Annotated in this window: 24 protein-coding genes and 3 tRNA genes; 18 read left to right on the top strand and 9 right to left on the bottom strand. The window is 61.4% G+C overall.

Annotated features, from left to right (window positions below):
- Positions 1 to 58: 58 nt before the first annotated feature.
- Genes LZ012_RS12585 through LZ012_RS12575 form a run of 3 tightly spaced genes read right to left on the bottom strand, consistent with a single transcriptional unit; the run spans position 59 to position 1,398 of the window.
- The gene (locus tag LZ012_RS12585; RefSeq protein ID WP_275711159.1) at positions 59 to 1,048 is read right to left on the bottom strand and encodes a DHH family phosphoesterase; all 990 of its coding nucleotides are present in this window, start codon (positions 1,046 to 1,048) and stop codon (positions 59 to 61) included.
- Between the two features lie 2 nt (positions 1,049 to 1,050).
- Entirely contained in the window at positions 1,051 to 1,251 is a 201-nt protein-coding gene (locus tag LZ012_RS12580; RefSeq protein ID WP_275711158.1) for a SlyX family protein, read from the bottom strand.
- A 9-nt stretch (positions 1,252 to 1,260) separates the two neighbouring features.
- Positions 1,261 to 1,398 carry a hypothetical protein gene (locus tag LZ012_RS12575; protein ID WP_275711157.1) on the bottom strand — a complete coding sequence of 46 codons (138 nt, stop codon included), beginning with the start codon at positions 1,396 to 1,398 and terminating at the stop codon, positions 1,261 to 1,263.
- Positions 1,399 to 1,500: 102 nt separating this feature from the next.
- Between LZ012_RS12575 and LZ012_RS12570 the strand changes: the two genes are divergently transcribed.
- The 15 genes from LZ012_RS12570 to rpoS all read left to right on the top strand — a co-directional run bounded on the left by LZ012_RS12570 (position 1,501) and on the right by rpoS (position 12,844).
- Positions 1,501 to 1,577 (top strand) — tRNA-Val (locus tag LZ012_RS12570).
- 139 nt (positions 1,578 to 1,716) lie between these two features.
- The gene (thrS, locus tag LZ012_RS12565) at positions 1,717 to 3,633 is read left to right on the top strand and encodes a threonine--tRNA ligase (protein WP_275711156.1); all 1,917 of its coding nucleotides are present in this window, start codon (positions 1,717 to 1,719) and stop codon (positions 3,631 to 3,633) included.
- A 25-nt stretch (positions 3,634 to 3,658) separates the two neighbouring features.
- Positions 3,659 to 4,180 (top strand): translation initiation factor IF-3, encoded by a 522-nt coding sequence (gene infC / locus LZ012_RS12560; RefSeq protein WP_275711768.1) that lies wholly within the window; start codon positions 3,659 to 3,661, stop codon positions 4,178 to 4,180.
- 103 nt (positions 4,181 to 4,283) lie between these two features.
- Positions 4,284 to 4,481 carry a 50S ribosomal protein L35 gene (gene rpmI / locus LZ012_RS12555; RefSeq protein ID WP_011288403.1) on the top strand — a complete coding sequence of 66 codons (198 nt, stop codon included), beginning with the start codon at positions 4,284 to 4,286 and terminating at the stop codon, positions 4,479 to 4,481.
- Positions 4,482 to 4,492: 11 nt separating this feature from the next.
- Positions 4,493 to 4,852, top strand: coding sequence for a 50S ribosomal protein L20 (gene rplT / locus LZ012_RS12550; RefSeq protein ID WP_275711155.1), 360 nt, complete (start codon positions 4,493 to 4,495; stop codon positions 4,850 to 4,852).
- A gap of 85 nt (positions 4,853 to 4,937) precedes the next feature.
- On the top strand, positions 4,938 to 5,984 hold the full coding sequence (pheS, locus tag LZ012_RS12545) for a phenylalanine--tRNA ligase subunit alpha (RefSeq protein WP_275711154.1): 1,047 nt from the start codon (positions 4,938 to 4,940) through the stop codon (positions 5,982 to 5,984).
- 21 nt (positions 5,985 to 6,005) lie between these two features.
- Positions 6,006 to 8,390 (top strand): phenylalanine--tRNA ligase subunit beta, encoded by a 2,385-nt coding sequence (gene pheT, locus LZ012_RS12540; RefSeq protein WP_275711153.1) that lies wholly within the window; start codon positions 6,006 to 6,008, stop codon positions 8,388 to 8,390.
- Positions 8,391 to 8,397: 7 nt separating this feature from the next.
- Positions 8,398 to 8,706 carry an integration host factor subunit alpha gene (locus LZ012_RS12535; protein WP_223879645.1) on the top strand — a complete coding sequence of 103 codons (309 nt, stop codon included), beginning with the start codon at positions 8,398 to 8,400 and terminating at the stop codon, positions 8,704 to 8,706.
- Positions 8,690 to 9,067, top strand: coding sequence for a MerR family transcriptional regulator (locus LZ012_RS12530; protein ID WP_275711152.1), 378 nt, complete (start codon positions 8,690 to 8,692; stop codon positions 9,065 to 9,067). Before LZ012_RS12535 ends, LZ012_RS12530 begins: the two co-directional genes overlap by 17 nt.
- Positions 9,068 to 9,104: 37 nt before the next feature.
- A tRNA-Pro gene (locus tag LZ012_RS12525) sits at positions 9,105 to 9,181 on the top strand.
- A gap of 99 nt (positions 9,182 to 9,280) precedes the next feature.
- Positions 9,281 to 9,598, top strand: coding sequence for an H-NS histone family protein (locus LZ012_RS12520; protein WP_275711151.1), 318 nt, complete (start codon positions 9,281 to 9,283; stop codon positions 9,596 to 9,598).
- Between the two features lie 3 nt (positions 9,599 to 9,601).
- Positions 9,602 to 10,342 carry a 5'/3'-nucleotidase SurE gene (gene surE, locus LZ012_RS12515; protein WP_275711150.1) on the top strand — a complete coding sequence of 247 codons (741 nt, stop codon included), beginning with the start codon at positions 9,602 to 9,604 and terminating at the stop codon, positions 10,340 to 10,342.
- 26 nt (positions 10,343 to 10,368) lie between these two features.
- On the top strand, positions 10,369 to 11,001 hold the full coding sequence (locus LZ012_RS12510) for a protein-L-isoaspartate(D-aspartate) O-methyltransferase (RefSeq protein WP_275711149.1): 633 nt from the start codon (positions 10,369 to 10,371) through the stop codon (positions 10,999 to 11,001).
- Complete coding sequence (locus tag LZ012_RS12505) at positions 10,998 to 11,918, top strand: peptidoglycan DD-metalloendopeptidase family protein (RefSeq protein WP_275711148.1); 921 nt, start codon at positions 10,998 to 11,000, stop codon at positions 11,916 to 11,918. The genes LZ012_RS12510 and LZ012_RS12505 overlap by 4 nt, the downstream gene beginning before the upstream one ends.
- On the top strand, positions 11,915 to 12,844 hold the full coding sequence (gene rpoS, locus LZ012_RS12500; RefSeq protein WP_275711147.1) for an RNA polymerase sigma factor RpoS: 930 nt from the start codon (positions 11,915 to 11,917) through the stop codon (positions 12,842 to 12,844). Before LZ012_RS12505 ends, rpoS begins: the two co-directional genes overlap by 4 nt.
- Here the strand turns inward: rpoS and mltB are convergent.
- From mltB to LZ012_RS12480, 4 genes are read right to left on the bottom strand one after another with little or no spacing between them, the layout of a single operon-like run.
- On the bottom strand, positions 12,807 to 13,856 hold the full coding sequence (mltB, locus tag LZ012_RS12495; RefSeq protein ID WP_275711146.1) for a lytic murein transglycosylase B: 1,050 nt from the start codon (positions 13,854 to 13,856) through the stop codon (positions 12,807 to 12,809). The two genes, rpoS and mltB, sit on opposite strands and share 38 nt — an antisense overlap.
- Positions 13,853 to 15,790 (bottom strand): transglutaminase TgpA family protein, encoded by a 1,938-nt coding sequence (locus LZ012_RS12490; RefSeq protein ID WP_275711145.1) that lies wholly within the window; start codon positions 15,788 to 15,790, stop codon positions 13,853 to 13,855. Before LZ012_RS12490 ends, mltB begins: the two co-directional genes overlap by 4 nt.
- Positions 15,787 to 16,740: a DUF58 domain-containing protein gene (locus LZ012_RS12485; protein ID WP_275711144.1), complete on the bottom strand. Its 954-nt coding sequence runs from the start codon at positions 16,738 to 16,740 to the stop codon at positions 15,787 to 15,789. The genes LZ012_RS12490 and LZ012_RS12485 overlap by 4 nt, the downstream gene beginning before the upstream one ends.
- A 3-nt stretch (positions 16,741 to 16,743) precedes the next feature.
- Positions 16,744 to 17,691: an AAA family ATPase gene (locus LZ012_RS12480; protein ID WP_275711143.1), complete on the bottom strand. Its 948-nt coding sequence runs from the start codon at positions 17,689 to 17,691 to the stop codon at positions 16,744 to 16,746.
- Between the two features lie 120 nt (positions 17,692 to 17,811).
- Here LZ012_RS12480 and LZ012_RS12475 point away from each other — a divergent pair, with 120 nt between their 5' ends.
- From LZ012_RS12475 to LZ012_RS12465, 3 genes are all read left to right on the top strand, one after another.
- The gene (locus tag LZ012_RS12475; protein ID WP_275711142.1) at positions 17,812 to 18,738 is read left to right on the top strand and encodes a histone deacetylase family protein; all 927 of its coding nucleotides are present in this window, start codon (positions 17,812 to 17,814) and stop codon (positions 18,736 to 18,738) included.
- A gap of 81 nt (positions 18,739 to 18,819) precedes the next feature.
- Positions 18,820 to 20,040: an aspartate kinase gene (locus tag LZ012_RS12470; RefSeq protein WP_275711141.1), complete on the top strand. Its 1,221-nt coding sequence runs from the start codon at positions 18,820 to 18,822 to the stop codon at positions 20,038 to 20,040.
- 55 nt (positions 20,041 to 20,095) lie between these two features.
- Positions 20,096 to 20,188 (top strand) — tRNA-Ser (locus tag LZ012_RS12465).
- 45 nt (positions 20,189 to 20,233) lie between these two features.
- Here LZ012_RS12465 and LZ012_RS12460 read toward each other — a convergent pair.
- Positions 20,234 to 20,506, bottom strand: coding sequence for a GIY-YIG nuclease family protein (locus tag LZ012_RS12460; RefSeq protein ID WP_275711140.1), 273 nt, complete (start codon positions 20,504 to 20,506; stop codon positions 20,234 to 20,236).
- Positions 20,496 to 20,753 (bottom strand): hypothetical protein, encoded by a 258-nt coding sequence (locus tag LZ012_RS12455; RefSeq protein ID WP_275711139.1) that lies wholly within the window; start codon positions 20,751 to 20,753, stop codon positions 20,496 to 20,498. The genes LZ012_RS12460 and LZ012_RS12455 overlap by 11 nt, the downstream gene beginning before the upstream one ends.
- Positions 20,754 to 20,791: the final 38 nt, after the last annotated feature.

Here is a 20,791-nt window from a genome sequence, read left to right as displayed (position 1 = left end):
TTTCAAGCAAAAAGCCATCTTTTAAGATGGCTTTTTGCTTTTCTGGCTAGAGATTATTTCATGCTGTTGGTATGTTAAGCGCTTCGCTGAAAAACTGCTCGGCCGGCAGGCGGAAGCCGGCGGCATTCGGATGGCCGCCACCGCCGTAGCGTGCGGCGATGACCGAGACGTCGAGGTGTTTGCCTTGCGAACGCAGGGAAACCTTGACCTCGCCGTCAGCGGCTAGTTGCCAGACTATGCCGAAGCTGCCGCTTTGTTCGGCCAGTAGATTGCCCAGCTCCGAGGCGAACAGGGCGTTGGCGTTGACTGCAAGGCCGGGCAGGGCGAGCCAGGCGAGATCGCCGGCCGTGACGATGGGTTGTCCGTGGCGCAGCGCTTGCAGGGCATCGACCGGCTCACCGCGTAGCCGGGCCGGCATGCGGAGGCTGCCTTGTGCCAGTCGCTCGACTTCGCGCTGGAAGAACGTCTCGATGGCGGTGCCCTGAACGACGGTTTCGATGTGGCGGGGCGATGACGGGTCAGCGGTTTCGACAACCAGTCGGTGCCATGTCTCGAAATCGAAGGGCATCAGCCGTAGTGCCCGGCAGAAGGCGCGTGTATCGGGCAGGGCGAAGCGCCACATGTCCTGGTCTTCGATATGGCGGAGGGTGAGCGGAACCGGCTTGTCCGGATGAAAATATTCCCAGGCCAGGCGGGCGCCGGACTTGTCGAGGTCGAAGCGAACCTGCAGGGGAAGTTGCGGGTGTTCGAAGCGGCGGGCGGCGGCGTCGTCCTGCAGGTGGCTAGCCCAATCCTTCAGTGCTGACGCGTGGTGATCGATCTGCGTGACCGATTTGGCGATCCCGGCCATCTGCTCCAGCGTGTCCGGCGGAAACGAAAAGTCGAGAACGAATACGTCGTGCCCGGCAATGTCGGCCATGTTCCACCGCTCGCCATGATGCATCGGGCGGTAGGTGGCCGCGTTCCCGTAGTGTTGCCAGGCGGCATAGGCTGCACCGAAGCCATCCAGGCAGTCGGCGTGGAAGATGATCGTGACCGGAGCTGCCATGCTCAGTAGTGCGGGGGGATTTCGTCGCGCAGGCTGCGTCCTTCCAGTGGCTGCGCGTTGTGCATCTGGTCGCGCAGGTTGCGCAGTTCCGTGGCCAGCAGGTCGATCTGTTGTTGCTGGCGGAAAACCGTGCGGTTGAGTTCCTCGACCAGATCCTCGGTGTAGCTGATCTTTATTTCCAGTTCGGTGATGCGCGATTCCACGTTTCTTCCTTATTTCTCGTTGCGCCAGTTGCGCAGGGTTTCCTTGGGCGGCGGCGGGGGCGTTTGGTCGCGTTGTCGAATCAGGGGCAGGGCGGCACCCAGGACGACAATGACGCAAATGCCGAGGACGATCCAGGCGTTGCTCATTTTTCTCTCCACTATGTTTGATACGAAGTTTACTGCGCTTCAATAAAAATCGCGAAAGCCTGTTGACAAGGGCGAAGAACGGTCTATAATGCGGCCTTCTTCAGGCGGTTAGCTCAGTTGGTTAGAGCGCCACGTTGACATCGTGGAGGTCGTTGGTTCGATTCCAATACCGCCTACCAAATTCCTGATGAGGCTGAAAATGCTGTTCCGAACTTGCATCGAAGTTCAGAAACCGTAATCGAGTCAGCTTCGTAAGCAAAAAAAGTGCGGCTCGCCCCGCACTTTTTTTTCGTCCAGATTTTTTCCAGAGAATCCGCCATGCCCGATATCAAACTGCCTGATGGTTCCATCCGCTCCTACGAGCAAGCAGTGACCGTTGCCGAAGTCGCCGCCAGTATCGGCGCCGGTCTGGCCCGCGCCGCGCTGGCCGGCAAGGTCGATGGCGTTCTGGTCGATACTTCTTATTTGATCGACAAGAATGTCGATCTGGCCATTATTACCGACCGCGATGCCGACGGTCTCGAGGTGATCCGTCACTCGACGGCCCACCTGTTGGCCTACGCGGTCAAGGAGTTGTTCCCGGAAGCCCAGGTCACCATCGGCCCGGTCATCGAAAACGGCTTCTATTACGACTTCGCCTACAAGCGCCCGTTTACGCCGGAAGATCTGGTCGCCATCGAAAAGCGCATGGCTGAACTGGCCAAGAAAGATATCCCGGTCAGTCGCGAAGTCTGGGCGCGCGACGATGCGGTCAAGTTCTTCCTGGGGCTGGGTGAGAAATACAAGGCTGAGCTGATCGAAGCCATTCCGGCTGATCAGCAGGTGTCGCTCTATCGCGAAGGCGATTTCATCGACCTCTGCCGCGGCCCGCACGTGCCGACCACGGCCAAGCTCAAGGTCTTCAAGCTGATGAAGGTGGCCGGCGCCTACTGGCGCGGCGACCATCGCAACGAGCAGCTGCAGCGCATCTACGGCACCGCCTGGGCCAAGAAGGAAGACCTCGACGCCTATCTGCACATGCTTGAAGAGGCCGAAAAGCGCGACCATCGCCGCCTGGGCAAGCAATACGACCTGTTCCACATGCAGGAAGAGGCGCCGGGCCTGGTTTTCTGGCACCCCAAGGGCTGGGCGGTGTGGCAGGAAATCGAGCAATACATGCGCGCCGTCTATCGCAACAACGGCTATCAGGAAGTGCGCTGCCCGCAGATTCTCGACAAGTCGCTGTGGGAAAAGTCGGGTCACTGGGAGCACTACAAGGACAACATGTTCACGACGGCTTCGGAAAACCGCGACTACGCGGTGAAGCCGATGAACTGCCCGGGCCACGTCCAGGTCTTCAATTCTGACCTGCGTTCCTACCGCGAACTGCCGCTGCGCTACGGCGAATTCGGTTCCTGCCATCGCAACGAGCCGACCGGCGCGCTGCACGGCCTGATGCGCGTGCGCGGCTTCGTCCAGGACGACGGACACATTTTCTGTACCGAAGACCAGATCGAATCCGAAGTGACCGCCTTCAATGCGCTGGTCAAGAAGGTCTATGCCGATTTCGGCTTCACCGATGTCGCCGTCAAGCTGGCGCTGCGTCCAGATAGCCGCGTCGGTTCCGACGAGGTCTGGGACAAGGCCGAGGGTGCGCTGCGTCAAGGCTTGCACGCTTCCGGTCTGGAATGGACGGAGTTGCCGGGTGAGGGCGCCTTCTATGGTCCGAAGATCGAATTCCACATCAAGGACGCCATCGGCCGGACCTGGCAGTGCGGCACCATCCAGGTCGACTTCTCGATGCCGGGCCGCCTCGGCGCCGAGTACGTCGCCGGCAACGACGAACGCAAGGTGCCGGTCATGCTGCACCGTGCCATCCTGGGTTCGCTCGAGCGCTTCATCGGCATCCTGATCGAAAACTTCGCCGGAGCCTTGCCGCTGTGGCTGGCACCGGTGCAGGCTGTGGTGCTGAATATCTCCGAAAAGCAGGCCGATTACGCCGCCGATGTTGCGCAAAAGCTGCATCAGGCTGGCTTCAGGGCCGAGGCGGATTTGCGTAACGAGAAAATTACCTATAAAATTCGCGAACATAGCTTGAACCGGCTGCCTTATCAGCTTGTTGTAGGCGATAAGGAAAAGGCGGACGGACTAGTGGCCGTGCGTACACGCGGTGGTCAGGATCTCGGACAGATGACTGTCGAGGCACTGATCGAGCGACTCCAAGGAGAAGTCGCGGCGCGTAGTGGCACGGCTTAATTATTGATATTTCGGGGGTTTTACCATCGCTCAGAACAAGGCCCATCGTTTAAACGATGAGATCACGGTGCCGGAGATTCGTCTCCAGGGTGTTGAAGGTGAGCAGCTAGGGATTGTGAATATCCGCGCTGCGTTGCAGATGGCAGAGGAAGCCGGGGTTGACCTGGTCGAGATCGCGCCGACGGCAAAGCCGCCTGTCTGCCGCATCATGGATTACGGCAAGTTCAAGTACCAGGAGCAGAAGCGCGCTCACGAAGCGAAGCTGAAGCAGAAGCAGGTGCAGGTCAAGGAAGTCAAACTGCGCCCGGGTACCGACGAGAACGACTATCAGATCAAGCTTCGGAACATGACGCGCTTCCTGGAAGAAGGCGACAAGGTCAAGGTGACCCTGCGCTTCCGGGGCCGCGAAATGGCGCACCAGGAATTCGGTATGCGCCAGCTGGAACGAATCAAGGCAGATCTCGAGGCCGTTGGTGCCGTCGAGCAGATGCCGAAGATGGAAGGCCGTCAGATGATCATGATCATCGGACCGGCCAAGAAGAAGTAACAAGGCAGTACCCGCGGTTCGCCGCGGTAAAACAAGTGCTTTCGGGTAGTACAAGCGTTCCCGCCGGGAACCACCTGACGGCATGACATTAAGGAGCATTCAAATGCCCAAGATGAAGACCAAGAGCAGCGCCAAAAAGCGTTTCTCGATCCGCGCAGGTGGTTCCATCAAGCGCGGCCAAGCCTTCAAGCGTCACATCCTGACCAAGAAGACCACCAAAGTGAAGCGTCACCTGCGCGGTGCTACTGCTGTTCACGAGCGCGACGCAGCTTCTGTCCGCGCCATGATGCCCTACGCGTAAGGAGATAGCACATGTCCCGAGTTAAACGTGGTGTAACGGCTCGCGCCCGTCACAAGAAGGTTCTCGATCAGGCCAAGGGTTACCGCGGTCGTCGCAAGAACGTATACCGTATCGCCAAACAGGCGGTGATGAAGGCTGGTCAATACCAGTACCGTGACCGTCGTCAACGGAAGCGTCAGTTCCGTTCCCTGTGGATCGCTCGTATCAATGCCGCCGCTCGCGAGCTGGGCATGAAGTACAGCACCTTCATGAGCGGCCTGAAGAAGGCCAACATCGAAGTCGACCGCAAGGTCCTGGCCGACCTGGCTGTCTTCGATCAGCCGGCATTTGCCGCCCTGGCCGCCCAGGCCAAGGCCAAGCTCGGCGCCTGAGCTTAAGCTCTTGAAGAAAAAGGAGGCGCAAGCCTCCTTTTTTATTTATTCGTATTGTTGTCGGTAGTTTTGTTGGAACCAGTCCATGGACAATCTCGATCAGATCGTTAGCGAAGCCAAGTCCGCTTTCGCTGCCATTTCCGACCCGGACGCGCTGGAGCAGGTCAAGGCCCGTTTCCTTGGCAAGAGCGGCCAGATTACCGAACTCCTGAAGGGCCTGGGCAAGTTGCCGCCCGAGGAGAAGAAAACCGCCGGCGCAGCGATCAACATCGCCAAGACCGCTGTCGAGACCGCGCTCAACGAGCGCCGCGAAGCCATCCGCAAGGCTGCGCTGGAAGCGCGCCTGGCCGAAGAGGCGCTGGATGTCACGCTGCCCGGACGCGCCGAAGCGCGTGGCGGCCTGCATCCGGTGACGCGCACACTGGAGCGCATCGAATCGCTGTTCGCCTCGATCGGCTTCGAAGTCGCCGATGGCCCGGAAATCGAAGAGGATTTCCACAATTTCACCGCCTTGAACACGCCCGAGGATCACCCGGCCCGTTCGATGCACGACACCTTCTACCTGCAGAACCCGGACGGCACGCTGGCCGACAAGGTGCTGCTGCGTACCCACACCAGCCCGATCCAGGCCCGCTACATGCAGGCCCACGTCGCCAAGTTCGGTCAGCTGGAAACGATGCCCGAGATTCGCATCATCGCGCCGGGCCGCGTCTATCGCGTCGACTCCGATGCCACCCATTCGCCGATGTTCCACCAGGTCGAAGGCCTGTGGGTCGGCGAGAATGTCTCCTTTGCCGACTTGAAGGGCGTCATCGCCGATTTCCTGAAGAGCTTCTTCGAGACCGACGACCTGACGGTGCGTTTCCGCCCGTCCTTCTTCCCGTTCACCGAGCCGTCGGCCGAAATCGACGTCGCCTTCATGAGTGGCGCGCTGAAGGGCCGCTGGCTGGAGATCGCCGGCTGCGGCATGGTGCATCCCAACGTGCTGCGCATTGCCGGCATCGATCCGGAAAAATACACCGGCTTCGCCTTCGGCTTCGGTCCGGACCGCCTGACCATGCTGCGGTATGGCGTCAATGACCTCCGCCTGTTCTTCGAAGGCGATCTGCGTTTCCTGCGCCAGTTCGCCTGATCCACTTTTCGAGACAAGCCCATGAAATTCTCCGAATCCTGGTTGCGTACCCTCGTCGATCCCAAGCTGACGAGCGAGGAACTCTCCCATCTGCTGACCATGGCCGGCCTCGAAGTCGAGGAACTCGATCCGGTCGCCCCGGCCTTCGACAGCGTCGTCGTCGCGCACGTGCTGGAAGTCGTCAAGCATCCCGACGCCGACCGCCTGAATGTCTGCCAGGTCGATACCGGCAGCGGTACGCCGACGACCATCGTTTGCGGTGCCCCTAACGTCGCCGTCGGCCTCAAGGTGCCGTGCGCGCTGCCCGGCGCCCAACTGCCCGGCGATTTCACGATCAAGATCGCCAAGGTGCGCGGCATTGAATCCTCGGGCATGCTGTGCTCGGCCAAGGAACTCGGCATCGCCGAAGAGGCGTCCGGCCTGCTGATCCTGCCGGCTGACGCGCCGGTTGGGCAGAGCATCCGCCAGTATCTGGAACTCGACGACAACGTCTTCGAAATCAAGCTGACGCCGAACCGTGCCGACTGCCTGTCCTTGCAGGGCATCGCCCGCGAAGTCGGCGCCATTACCGGTGCAGCCACGTCGCTGCCGCAAGTCGCTGCAGTGCCGGCCAGCATTGCCGATACGCGCGCCGTCGTGCTCGATGCTCAGGCCGCTTGTCCGCTGTACTACGGACGTATCGTCAAGAACGTGGACGCCAAGGCGCCGACCCCCGAATGGATGAAGCGCCGTCTGGAGCGCAGCGGCATCCGTGCCATTTCCGCGCTGGTCGATATCACCAATTACGTGATGCTCGAACTCGGCCAACCGCTGCATGCTTTCGACAACACACGCCTGGAAGGTGCCGTGCATGCCCGCATGGCCAAGCCGGAAGAAAAGCTACTGCTGCTCAACGAGCAGACCATCGCCGTCGATGCCGATGTGCTGATGATTGCCGATGAAGCCAAGCCCCTGGCCATGGCCGGGATCATGGGAGGCGAGGAGAGCGGCATCACCCTCGAGACGACCGAACTCTTCCTGGAGTCAGCCTTCTTTGCCCCGAAGGCGATTGCCGGCCGCGCCCGTCGCTACGGTTTCGCTTCGGACGCCTCGCACCGCTTCGAGCGCGGTGTCGATTTCGGCGGCACGCGTGCCGCCATCGAGCGCGCCACGCAATTGATTCTCGAAATCTGCGGCGGCCAAGCTGGTCCAGTGGTCGAAGCCAAGGCCGAATTGCCGGCCAGAACGCCGGTTCGCCTGCGTACGGCGCGTGCCGAGAAGGTCCTCGGCCTGGCGCTGGGCGCCGAGCGCATTGCCGGCCTGTTCAAGGGACTGGCCCTTTCCTTCGTGCAGCAGGGCGACGATTTCCTGGTGACGCCGCCGTCCTGGCGTTTCGACATGGAAATCGAGGAAGACCTGATCGAGGAAATTGCCCGTCTCTACGGCTACGACAACATCCCGTCGCCGGCACCGCGCGGCCGCATGGAAATGATGGTGCAGCCCGAGGCGCAGCGCCCGGCCTACCGCGTCCGCCAGATGCTGGCTGATCGCGGCTATCAGGAAGTGGTGAACTACGCTTTTGTCGAAGAGGCCTGGGAGGCTGATTTCGCGGCGAGAACCGACGAGGCCGACCTGATTCGCCTGGCCAATCCGATTGCCAGTCAGATGGCCGTCATGCGCTCCAACCTGTTTGGTGGCCTGATTTCCAACCTGGTCACCAACCTGAAGCGCAAGCAGAGCCGTGTCCGTTTGTTCGAGGTTGGACGTACTTTCCATCGTGATGCCGCGGCGCATCCGGCTACCGGCTTCCACCAACCGTGGAAACTCGCGGGCCTGGCTTTCGGTGGTGCGCTGCCGGAAGGCTGGGGCGCAGGTTCACGCAAGGTCGATTTTTACGACGTTAAGGGCGATCTCGAAGCGCTTCTGGCGCCGGCTGCCCTGCGTTTCGAAAAGCTGGCTCATCCGGCGCTGCATCCGGGTCGCGCGGCTCGCATCCTTCTGGATGGTCAGGAAATCGGGTGCATTGGCGAGCTCCATCCGGAATGGGTGCAGAAATACGATCTGCCGCAGGCTCCGGTGCTATTCGAACTCGACTTTTCGGCTATGAAATCGGTCCGAGTGCCGGCTTATGCCGAAGTCTCCAAATTCCCGCAGGTGGTACGCGACCTCGCTATTGTCGTTGATCAAAACGTCTCCTTGCAGACCCTGATCGACGGACTGAAAGGTCAAATTTCTGGGCTTGTTCAGGACATCCAATTGTTCGATGTGTACGTCGGCAAGGGGGTCCCGGAAAACAAAAAAAGTCTTGCTTTCCGTATAGTTATGCAAGATACTCAACGCACTTTGCAAGATTCGGAAGTTGATGCTGCAATGCAGCAGCTGGTGTCCTGTTTCGAACAGGCATTCGGTGCTCAACTGCGTGCCTGACGGAACAATAACGATGACGCTGACAAAAGCCGAACTCGCCGACCTGTTGTTTGAAAAAGTGGGCCTCAACAAGCGGGAGGCCAAGGACATGGTTGAGGCTTTCTTCGAAGAAATCCGTAATGCGCTGGAAACCGGGGATGGCGTCAAGCTGTCCGGTTTCGGCAATTTTCAATTGCGCGACAAGCCGCAACGCCCGGGGCGCAACCCCAAGACCGGCCAGGAAATCCCCATTACGGCACGTCGTGTCGTGACCTTCCATGCCAGCCAGAAACTCAAATCGGATGTTGAATTAGCCTTCGATGGAACCGCGGCATAAAACTGCGGGCGGCGATGAATTGCCGCCGATCCCCGCCAAACGCTACTTCACGATCGGTGAGGTCAGCGAGTTGTGCGGCGTCAAACCTCATGTGCTGCGCTATTGGGAGCAGGAATTCAACCAGCTGAAGCCGGTCAAGCGGCGGGGTAACCGTCGCTATTACCAGCATCATGAAGTGCTGCTGGTGCGCCGGATTCGCGAGCTTCTTTACAATCAGGGCTTTACGATCAGTGGTGCCCGCAACAGGCTGGACGAAGGCGGTGCGGTCGAAGTGGCTGCGGTCGATGTTCCGGAAGCTGCGAAGATGCCGGGTGGCCTGCGCGGTGAATTGAAATCCATTATTGATATGTTGCAGCTGTGAAAACGGCTGAGTTTCAGATATAATGCAGGGCTCGTGTCGGGGCGTAGCGCAGCCTGGTAGCGCACTTGCATGGGGTGCAAGGGGTCGCGAGTTCGAATCCCGCCGCCCCGACCAAATTAATTAACCGGCCTTGGCCGGTTTTTTAATTTATAGCGTTGAAAAATATATTGGGACAAATTAAATTATCGCTACAGTTTAATTAAGGAGGTAATCATGGATTTGTCTAATTTGAACGTTTCCCAGTTGCGCGATTTGCAGCAACAGATTCCGGCCGAAATTAAACGCCGTGAAGCCCAGGAAAAAGTTAATGTCCTGAATGAACTGCGCGCATTCGCCAAATCCCGCGGTTATGCCATTGAGGAATTGTTGGCCAAGGAAGCGAAGGTAAAAGTCCCTTCGGGTAACAAGGTCAAAGTCAAATATCGCCATCCCGAAAATGCCGAACTGGAATGGACCGGTCGCGGTCGTAAACCCAAATGGGTCGAGGCGTGGTTGGGCGATGGTAAAACTCTGGAAAGCCTGTTGGTTTGATTTATGCGTATTCTGCTGAGTAACGATGACGGTTATTTCGCGCCAGGGCTCAGTGCTCTGGCCGATACCTTGGGCGACCTGGGCGAGTTGGTTGTCGTTGCTCCGGAACAGAATCGCAGTGGCGCCAGCAATTCGCTGACCCTGGACCGGCCGCTGCATTTGAAAAAGGCGGCGAACGGGTTTCATTTTGTGAACGGCACGCCTACCGATTGCGTCCATTTGGCAGTTACCGGGATGCTGGGCAGCTTGCCGGATATTATCGTTTCCGGAATAAATAATGGTGCCAACATGGGGGACGATACGATTTATTCCGGGACCGTGGCTGCTGCAACCGAAGGGTATTTGCTGGGTATTCCGTCGATTGCCATTTCGCTGACCAGTTTCGAAGGCAGGAATTTCGCGTCGGCCGGATTGGTGGCGCGGCAATTGGTCGAGCGCTTTATTCGGCAACCGATGAAAGTCCCGGTCTTACTCAATGTGAATGTTCCCGATATTCCCTATTCCGAATTGCAGGGAACCGAAGTGACGCGTCTCGGGCGGCGCCACAAGGCGGAGCCGGTCGTCAAGACGGTGTCGCCACGCAACGAAACGCTTTATTGGATCGGGGCAGCCGGCGCAGCAGCCGATGCCGGGCCGGGAACGGACTTCAATGCCGTCGAGCGGGGCTGCGTGTCGATCACGCCGCTGCAGATCGATCTGACGCATTCGGCGCAGGTGCCTGCCATTATCAAGTGGATGGAGTGAGTCACACGGTGTTGCACGGCATTGGCATGACTTCGCAGCGTACCCGGGCGCGCATGATCGAACGGCTGCGCGAAAAAGGCATACGCAACGAGGCGGTCCTCAAAGCCATGGCGGCGGTGCCGCGTCATGTCTTCGTCGAGGAAGCTCTGGCTTCGCGGGCCTACGAGGACACCGCCCTGCCGCTCGGCATGGGGCAGACGATTTCGCAGCCGTATGTCGTCGCCCGCATGATCGAACTGTTGCTCAATGGCCGGAAAACCTTGGGCAAGACGCTGGAAATCGGTGCCGGCTGCGGCTACCAGGCCGCCGTTCTGGCGCAGCTGACCAACGAGGTGTATGCCGTCGAACGTCTGGGGCCGCTGCTGGAAAAGGCCAAGGCCAACATGCGGACCTTGCAGCAATTCAACGTCCGACTGAAACATGCCGATGGGCAGTTCGGATTGCCGGAGGCGGGACCGTTCGACAGCATCATCGTTGCCGCCGCCGGTACGCAGGTGCCGCCGGCCTTGCTGCAGCAACTGGCACCCGGCGGCCGTCTGGTCTTGCCAGTAGGGGCTGGAGAGCAGTATCTTAGTTTCATCGAACATACGGCGCAGGGATATGTCGAAACCCGGCTCGACGCCGTACGCTTTGTCCCGCTACTGTCAGGAACACAATGATTCGTCTCGTCGCTGTACTCTTCCCGGCTGCGTTGCTGGCGGGCTGTCTCTCCCAGCAACCGGCGCCGACCGTGGATCGGGCAGGTACGGCTACGCCGCGTTCGACCGCTGCAGCACAGCCGGTCGGCCCGGGCTATTACACCGTCAAGCGCGGCGATACCTTGTATCGCATTGCCCTGGATAACGGCCAGGATCACCGCGATATCGCGGCCTGGAACAATATCGCCAATCCGTCGGCCATCAAGGAGGGGCAGGTTTTGCGGGTGATTCCGCCGGGTGCGGCCGAGCCGGTAGATGGTGCGGTTAGCAAGCCGATTGCGACGGGTTCCGGTGTCGAGACGCGTTCGCTCGACCAGCCGGCAGGTATGCCGCCCGCCAGTTCCGGCAGCGTGAAGCGCGAACCGCGGGTGGGCAAGGAGCCGTATTCGGATGAAGCCTATGCCCGACTGAATAAGCAGGCCGAGCCGGTCAAGCCAGTCGAAGCCAAGCCGGAAGCGAAGCCCGAGGCACCGACTCCGCCCGCTGCACCGGCGGTCGCTGCTGGTCCGGACGATGTGGCCTGGATGTGGCCGAGTACGGCCAAGGTGACCGTGCCGTACAGCGACTCCGGCAACAAGGGGCTGGATTTCGCCGGCAAGGCGGGCGACCCGGTCCTGGCCGCCGGGGATGGCAAGGTCGTCTATGCCGGGAGCGGCCTGCGCGGCTTTGGCGAGCTGGTGATCGTCAAGCACAACACCACCTTCCTGTCGGCTTATGCCCACAACCGCAAGATACTGGTCAAGGAAGGGCAGCAGGTCAGCCGTGGTCAGAAGATCGCGGAAATGGGTAATACCGATGCCGAATCGGTCAAGCTGCACTTTGAAATTCGCCGGCAAGGCAAGCCGGTCGATCCCTCCGGGTATTTACCGAAACGATGAGCACCAGCGGCGACAGCATGGAGGACGATTTCGAGGGGCAGCCCGATGAATCCCTGCTGCCGCCGGAACCGGAGGTCGTGGCGCCGGAATTCGAGTTGCTTGAGGACGTCACCCAGCTTTACCTGACCGAAATCGGCGCCAAGCCGCTGCTGACGCCGGAAGAGGAGCTGGCAACCTCGCGCCTAGTGCGCCAGGGCGATTTTGCCGCCCGCCAGCGCATGATCGAGCACAATCTGCGGCTGGTCGTGAATATCGCCAAGCATTACCTGAACCGCGGCATTCCCTTGCTCGATCTGGTTGAGGAAGGCAATCTCGGACTGATTCATGCGCTGGAAAAGTTCGATCCGGAGCGCGGCTTCCGGTTTTCGACCTATGCCACCTGGTGGATACGCCAGAATATCGAGCGCGGCATCATGAACCAGTCGCGCACCATCCGGCTGCCGGTTCATATCGTCAAGGAAATCAATGTCGTGCTGCGCGCCATGCGGCACCTGGAATCGGCTGACAAGCGCGACTCGACGGTGGAGCGCATCGCCGCGCTGATCGACCGGCCGGTCGACGACGTCCGGCGCATCCTGTCGCTCAACGAACACATCGCGTCGCTCGATGCACCGCTGGAAATCGATCCCAATCACACCATCGGCGAGGTCATCGCCGACGACAGCGGGGCCGACCCGGAATCCCTGTTGCAGGAAAGCGAAATCGGTTCGCTGGTCGATGACTGGTTGGAGCAGCTGTCGGAGCGCCAGCGCTCGGTGATCGAACGCCGCTACGGCCTCAACGGAGCGGACGTGGCAACGCTGGACGCCATTGCCACCGACCTCGGGCTGACCCGCGAACGGGTCCGCCAGATCCAGATCGAAGGATTGGATCGTCTGCGCAAGATCATCAAGCGCGGCAATATCTCCCGCGACTCTCTGTTGTAGCCGGCAGCTGGACACACAGCCGGTTGCGGATTTCTTCGCCGAGCTGGAAAACCGACATCGCGTAGAAGCTCGAGCGGTTGTAGCGGGTAATTACATAGAAGTTCTCGAAACCAAGCCAGTATTCGGTGTCCTTGCCCGGCGATACCAGATCGATCAGCGCCACCGTGCCTTGCGGGTCGGTGTCGGCCCGCACACCTTTGCTGGCGAGGTCGGCAACCTTCAGGCTGGGGCGGAGGCCGGTCTGGAGCAGCGTCGGGTCTAGCTCGCCGTTAGTTGCCGCCGGCACGGCAATGGCTTGCCCGGCCTGCCAGCCGTGCTGCTCGAGAAAACGGCCGACGCTGCCGATGGCGTCGTCGACGCTGTTGCCGAGATCGACGCGCTGGTCGCCATCGAAGTCGACGGCATAGCGTCGTTGGCTGCCCGGCATGAATTGCGGGATACCGATGGCGCCGGCGAAGGAACCCTTGACGGTGAGCGGGTCGAGGCCGTTCTCGCGGGAAAGGAGCAGGAACTGCTCCAGTTCGGTGCGGAAAAATTCGGCGCGCTGCGGGTATTTGAAGGCGAGCGTGGCGAGCGCTTCGAGCACGCGGAAGCCGCCGGTATTGCGGCCATATTCCGTTTCGACGCCGATGATGGCGACGATGATTTCCGGCGGCACGCCATACAGGGCGCTGGCCTTGACCAGGGCTCCCTCGTTTTCCTGCCAGAAGCGCACGCCGCCGTCGATGCGGCGGTCGTTCAGGAAGCGCGGCCGATAGCGTTCCCATGAACGTTGCAGGGGCGAGGTCGGCGGCTTGATCAGTTGCAGAACCTTGGCATTGGGCCGGGTCTGGGCGAACTGGCCGAGCAGGGTGTCGGCATTGAAACCGTGGCGCTGCTCCAGGTCGCGGGCGAAGTCGATTACCGCCGGGTCGTCGGCAAAGCTGGCGGGCGGCGTGGCCGCGTGGCCGAGGCCGGTGATGCAGGCAAGGAGGAGTGCAGCAAGGGCGTTCTTGGGGATCGCGTTCATCATCTCAGTTGCGCGACGGCTTCGCGCAGGGAGCTCAGGTCGTTATTGGATTTGCCGTAGCGCGCCTGCAGATAGGCGTCGACGACGTTCTGGAAGGATTCAGCGAGGTCCGGGCATTGTTCCCGCACCCGCTGCGCCAATGCCGTCGGCGTTTCCCAGGGCGCGCAGTCTACCTGTCTTCGCGCCAGTTGGAGCAGCGCTTTTTGCCAAAGTTGCAGGGCGGGGTCGGTACGTGGTCGTTGATACAGCGTCCACGCCATCATGGTCGCGACGAGCAGGCTGCACGCGATGCCGAGCAGCGTCGCCAGGCTGCGCCAGTCGGTATCTGGGAGGCCAAGGCGAGAGAGTAACTCGCGCTGCCGTTGCGGATCGTAGCCGAGGATATGCTGGTTCCACGCGTTATTGACTGCCTCCCAGCGGTAGCGCAGGGTGCGCAGCCAGTCAGCGCGCCATTGCACGAGGGCGGGTAGCGGTTCACCGAAGGGTAGCGCGTCGGCGATGCCGGTTTCGATGCGGGCCGGCGAGACGGCAGCGGTCGGATCGACGCGCACCCAGCCCTGGCCGTCGAGCCAGACCTCGGCCCAGGCGTGGGCGTCGGATTGCCTGACCACGAGGTAAGCGTCGAGCGGGTTGAATTCGCCGCCCTGATAGCCGCTGACGACGCGGGCGGGAATGCCGGCGGCCCGCATCAGGAACACGAAGGCGCCAGCGTAGTGTTCGCAGAAACCGCGCTTGCTCCTGAACAGGAATTCGTCGATGCCGTTGTCGCCGAGTAGCGGCGGTTGCAGGGTGTAGGTGAATTCGGCAGCGAACAGCGCCAGCGCCTTGCCGATAATGGCCCGCGGGCGGCTGTCGCTGTCCCGCCAGCGTTGGGCGAGGGCGTGCGCTTCGGGGTTGGCGTTGCGTGGCAGCGTCAGGTTGCGGCGGAGGATGCGGGGATCTTCGCTGGCGTTGTAGCGGTAGTCGAGGCTGGCGGCCAGCTGGAAACGCTGCCGTTCGGTGACCGGCAGACGTTGCACGGTCGCCAGGGTGCTGTTCAGCGTCAGGCCTTCCGGCAACTGGACGGGGGCGTCCAGGGCCAGTATCCAGTGTTGGTTGTGCGGCTCCAGGGTCAGTTCATAGCGGACGGGGGACGACAGGCTTTCCACGGTGGTCGCCGTGTTCCGGCTGATCGGTGGGCGCCAGATCGTGCCATCGAACTCCTCCATGACCGGGCCGCGCCAGTAGAGCTTGTGCTTGGGTGGCGCCGCTTCGGCGAACCGTGCCCGGAAGGCGATTTCGGCGCTCTGCACCAGGCTCGAAATGCTGCCGGGCGACATGGTGTCCGACAGGCCGGTCTTGCCGGCGTGGGCATCCGAGGGCAAGCCCCACAGCGGGCCGGATATCCGGGGGAACAGAAGATAGAGCACCAGCATGAAAGGGATGGCCTGCAGGCAAAGGCCGGCGGCATAACGCAAAGTCGCCTTGGTCGTACTTGCCGGCCCACCATGCAGGCGAACCAGGGTGGCGGTGACCAGCCACAGCGCGAACAGCAGCCAGAGGCCGGTCGGAATGCTTTGCGAATAGAGGTAGTGGGTGAGGAGGAGGAAATAACCGAGGACGACGACGACCATGGCGTCGCGCCGCGATTTCAGTTCGAGCAGTTTCATCGCCATGAATACAACCAGCATGGCGACCCCGGCGTCCCGACCGAATAGGGTGCGGAATTCGATCAGGATGCCGCTACAGGCAGCGACCACCAGCAGGAGCAGAATCCAGCGGCTGGGCAGGCGTTCGTCTTTCCGCCACAGGTGGAACGCCCACAGCATCAGCAGCCCGGCCAAGGCGCTCAGCCAGTACCCCTGATGCGCGACGTGCGGTGCGGTGGTGGCCAGGGCGCAGACAAATAGCCAGGGCGTCGCGTGCCGGTCGAGGGCCTGGCGGGCAGGAGTGCTCATGGCTGAAACAGGGCAAGTGCTTCGAGGCAGCGCCGGCGGTGCAGGTCACCGCTGGCCGGGGGGAGGGCCAGGCCGGGCAGGCGCAGGCCGTAGCGCGTGCGCTCCGCCTCGGCGGCCAGGATCCAGCCGGTCAGCACGCCCAGGCGGCTGTCGGTCGGGAGCGCCGGGTCGGTCAACTGCCAGTCGACGATCAATTCGCTCTCGGCCCCGCCGGCGAATTCCTTGACCAGCAATGGGCCTTCTCCGCCATTTCGGGCACTGGCCTTCCAGGCGACGTGGCGCAGGGAGTCGGCGGGTTGCCTGGTGCGGAAGCCGGCAAAGTCTTCCTGGCCACCTTCACCGTGTCGCATGCTGTTGTTGTGAGCGGGCGTGGTCACCGGCAAGGGGGCCGCTATCGGCTGCGGATAGACCAGGCAGCGCATCTCGGGCTGCAGGTAGGCCCAGGCGGTGAACAGGCCGAGCGGATAACGGGTCGACAGGCGGACGCGTGGCAATGGCAGCCAGCCGCGTTGGCCGGCCTGCAGCGGTACGCGGATTCGCGTCTGATCCAGGCTGTCGATGGCGGTTTCGACCGGGAGCCCGGCTTGGGCGGCCAGTTCGAGCGCAAGGCGCGGTGCGCGGCGGTCGTTGTCGAGGGCGAGCGGAAAGAAGGCGGTTTGCCCGGCAAAGACCGGCTCGCAGTGTCCAGGCGTGATGACGAGGCCGAACAGGTTGCGGAAGGTGTGGATCATGCCGGCGATGCCGAGCCCTGCGAGCAGGAAGACCAGGGCGTGGCCGAGCGCCAGGTTGTAATTGATGGCGCCGAGCAGCATGACGACCAGGGCCAGCGCAAAGAGCAGCCCGCCGCGCGAGGGCACGATGAAAATGCGGCGCTGGCCCAGGCGGAGCGGCGCCGTTCCATCGCTGCGCCAGCGAAATAGGTATTGCTTGAAACGGGCAATGAGGCGCACGGCTCAGGGGATGGCGACGCTGCGGATCAGGCGGGTGATGTCCTCGATCTGCGCATTGCTGCCTTGCTGGGCGGTACGCAGGCGATGGCGGGCGACGGCCGGCAGGACGGCTTGCACGTCGTCCGGAACGACCATGTTGCGCCCGTCGAGCCATGCCCAGGCGCGGGCCGCCGAGAGCAGGGCGAGGCCGGCGCGCGGCGACAGCCCGTGCTGGAAGGCCGGATCGTGCCGGGTGGCTTCGAGCAACGCCTGTACATAATCGATGAGCGGGGCGGCAGTGTGCACGGCGGCGACTTCGTGCTGGATGGCAGGCAGGTCTTGCGGTGACAACAGGCACGGCAGTTCGTTGGCCGGGTTGCGTTGACTGCCGGTTGCCAGCAAGGCGCGTTCGGCCATGCGGTCCGGGTAGCCCAGTTCGATGCGCATTAAGAAACGGTCGAGTTGCGATTCGGGTAGCGGGAAGGTACCGATCTGGTGCGCCGGATTCTGCGTGGCGATGACGAAGAAGGGATGCGGCAGCGGGCGGGTCTGCCCTTCGGCCGTGACCTGTCCTTCCTCCATGGCTTCAAGCAGGGCGCTTTGCGTTTTGGGCGTGGCGCGGTTGATTTCGTCGGCCAGCACAAGCTGCGCGAAAACAGGGCCGGGCAGGAAGCGGAATTCGCTCGTGTCGCGCTCGAAGATCGAAACGCCGGTTATGTCGGCCGGCAGCAGATCGCTGGTGAACTGGATGCGCGAGAACTGCAGGCCGAGCAGGCGAGCCAGCGCATGGGCCAGCGTCGTCTTGCCCATGCCGGGCAAGTCTTCGATCAGCAAGTGGCCGTTGGCGAGCAGGCAGGTCAGGGCCAACCGGATTTCCGTGCTCTTGCCGAAAATGATCTGTCCGGCGTGTTGCAGAATCTGCTCGAATGGCCGGGGCGGTCCGGAATGAAGCGAAGGTTTGGTTTTTAGCATCGTCCATGTCTGCCGTTGCGGTGTTAACAGATTCTAATGCTTGAAGCCCCCGATAAATTGGGACGATAATGGCATTTCGACGTGCGCCGCTTCGAGCGCCGGTTCGTAGAGAGAGAACAAGTGACGACCACTGCCTTCATCACCCATCGCGACTGCCAGTTGCACGATATGGGTTCGCACCATCCGGAATGCCCGCAACGTCTCACCGCCATCAACGACCATCTCATTGCTCAAGGCATCGACGCCTATTTCGTCTATTACGACGCGCCACTGGCGACCTTCGAACAATTGCTGCGCGTCCATCCCGCTTCTCATCTCGAACGCATCAAGCGGGCGGCGCCCGAAATGGGCGTGGTTCATCTCGATCCCGATACCGCAATGAATCCGCATACCTGGCAGGCGGCGCTGCGTTCGGCCGGTGCCGGTTGCCTGGCCGTCGATCTGGTCATGAAAGGCGAAATCGAGAACGCTTTCTGCTCGGTACGCCCGCCCGGTCACCACTGCGAGAAGGCCACCCCGATGGGCTTCTGTTTCTTCAACAACATCGCAGTTGCCGCCATGCATGCCATCAAGGCGCATGGCCTGGAGCGCGTCGCCATCATCGACTTCGATGTGCACCACGGCAACGGTACCGAGGACTGCTTTGCCGGTGACGAACGTGTGCTGATGTGCAGCATCTTCCAGCATCCCTTCTACCCGTACAGCGGAACCGACAAGCCGGCCGCCAACATGTGCAACGTGCCGCTGGCTGCCGGCAGCGGCGGCGAGGAATTCCGCGATGCCGTGCTGCAGGTATGGACGCCGCGCCTCAAGGAATTCAAGCCGCAAATCATCCTCATTTCCGCCGGCTTCGACGCCCACTACGAGGATGACATGGGCGGCCTCAAGCTGCTCGAGAAGGACTATGCCTGGGCGACCGATCATCTGAAGAAGCTGGCCGCCGAAATGTGCGACAAGCGTATCGTCTCGATCCTGGAAGGCGGTTATGTGATGACCTCGCTGGCCCGCAGCGTCGGGGTACACCTGCGTTCGCTGGCCGATCTGTAAGCCTTATTCCTTTAGGAAAAAGCCGGGCTGGGTTAAAATCCAGCCTCTTTTTCATGTTGCAACGTTTAACCGGATAAATCCATGGCGTTGATTGTTCAAAAATACGGCGGCACGTCGGTCGGTAACCCCGAGCGCATCAAGAACGTTGCCAAGCGCGTTGCCAAGTTCCACGCGCAGGGCCACCAGGTCGTGGTGGTCGTTTCCGCAATGAGCGGCGAAACCAACAAGCTGATCGCACTGGCCAAGGAAATTCAGGCCAACCCCGATCCGCGCGAACTGGATCAAATCTGCTCCACCGGCGAACAGGTCACCATCGGCCTGCTGTCGATGGCGCTGAAGGCCATCGGCGTCCCGGCCCGTAGCTACACCGGCGGCCAGGTCAAAGTGCTGACTGACAGCACCTTCACCAAGGCGCGCATCCTGTCGATCGACGAATCCAACATGCGTGCCGACCTCGATGCCGGCAAGGTCGTGGTCGTCGCCGGCTTCCAGGGCGTCGATGCCAACGGCAACATCACCACGCTCGGCCGTGGCGGTTCCGACACCTCGGGCGTTGCCCTGGCGGCCGCGCTGAAGGCCGACGAGTGCCAGATCTACACCGACGTCGATGGCGTCTACACGACCGATCCGCGCGTCGTGCCGGAAGCCAAGAAGCTCGATACCATCACCTTCGAGGAAATGCTGGAAATGGCCAGCCTCGGTTCCAAGGTGCTGCAGATCCGCTCGGTCGAATTCGCCGGCAAGTACAAGGTCAAACTGCGCGTTCTTTCCAGCTTCCAGGACGAAGGGGAAGGCACGCTGATCACTGTTGAGGAAGACAAGAACATGGAACAACCGATCATCTCCGGTATCGCCTTCAATCGCGACGAAGCCAAGCTGACCATGCTCGGCGTTCCGGATACCCCGGGCATTGCCTATCAAATTCTCGGTGCCATCGCCGACGCCAATATCGACGTCGACATGATCATCCAGAACGTCGGCCATGACGGCACGACCGATTTCTCCTTCACCGTCAATCGCGGCGATTTCGCCAAGGCCCAGGCTATCCTTGAAACCGTCAAGGCCACGCTGGGTGCCCGTGAAATCACTGGCGACAACAAGATCTGCAAGGTCTCGGCCGTCGGCGTCGGCATGCGTTCCCACCCGGGCGTCGCTTCCAAGATGTTCAAGGCCCTGGCTGATGAAGGCATCAACATCCAGATGATCTCGACCTCCGAGATTAAGATTTCTGTCGTTCTCGACGAAAAGTATCTGGAACTGGCCGTGCGCGTTCTGCACCGCACCTTCGGTCTCGATCAGTAAGGTTTGACCAAAGGGCGCGGAGCCTATATCATCCGCGCCTCGTTGTAGCGGGACTGGAGACGTGGCCGAGAGGTCGAAGGCACTCCCCTGCTAAGGGAGCATGCGGCCAAAAACTGCATCGAGGGTTCGAATCCCTCCGTCTCCGCCAGTGCTGCAACAGCAAACAAGCGTCCTCCGGGACGCTTTTTTGTTTTCAAGGTTGGGAAGTGCCCCGCAGGGTGGCTGCGTATTTCCGCTTTTCTGCGGTGCTGAGGCGCTTGATCCGGTATTCGGCCTTCGATGCCGACGAGCGGTCGGGGTGAATCTCGAAACCGAGCAAACGAGCGGGCGGATGGGATCGGGTGTAGCGGGCGCCACTGCCGCTGCAGTGGGCTGCGTAGCGCGCTTCGACATCGACGGTGATGCCGGTATAGAGGCTGCCGTCCGTACATTCGATCATGTACAGGAACCAGGCGCTACTTTTCATGGCTGGGAGCGCGGCTCAGGGCCTGCCGGATACGTTCGACGGTTCGCTCGGGCGGCGCCTTGGTCGATACCTCCAGCCCGAGGTTGCGAGCGATGGCATTGACCTTGGCGGCATTGAGCGGAATACCGCCCCGGTCGATGGCGGCGATGAGGTTCCGGGCGCGATCGTAATCGTCGAGCAGTGTCGGCGGGCGAAAAAATCGGGCCGCAAGGCGGGCAAATAATCCGGGGCGGCGGTGTGATCCCATACACTGGCGTCTGTCGAAAACGGGAAGGATACAGGGAT

It is taken from the genome of Dechloromonas hankyongensis (assembly GCF_022012295.1).
Taxonomy (GTDB): domain Bacteria; phylum Pseudomonadota; class Gammaproteobacteria; order Burkholderiales; family Rhodocyclaceae; genus Azonexus; species Azonexus hankyongensis.
This window is presented reverse-complemented; position numbering and strand designations above follow the sequence as displayed.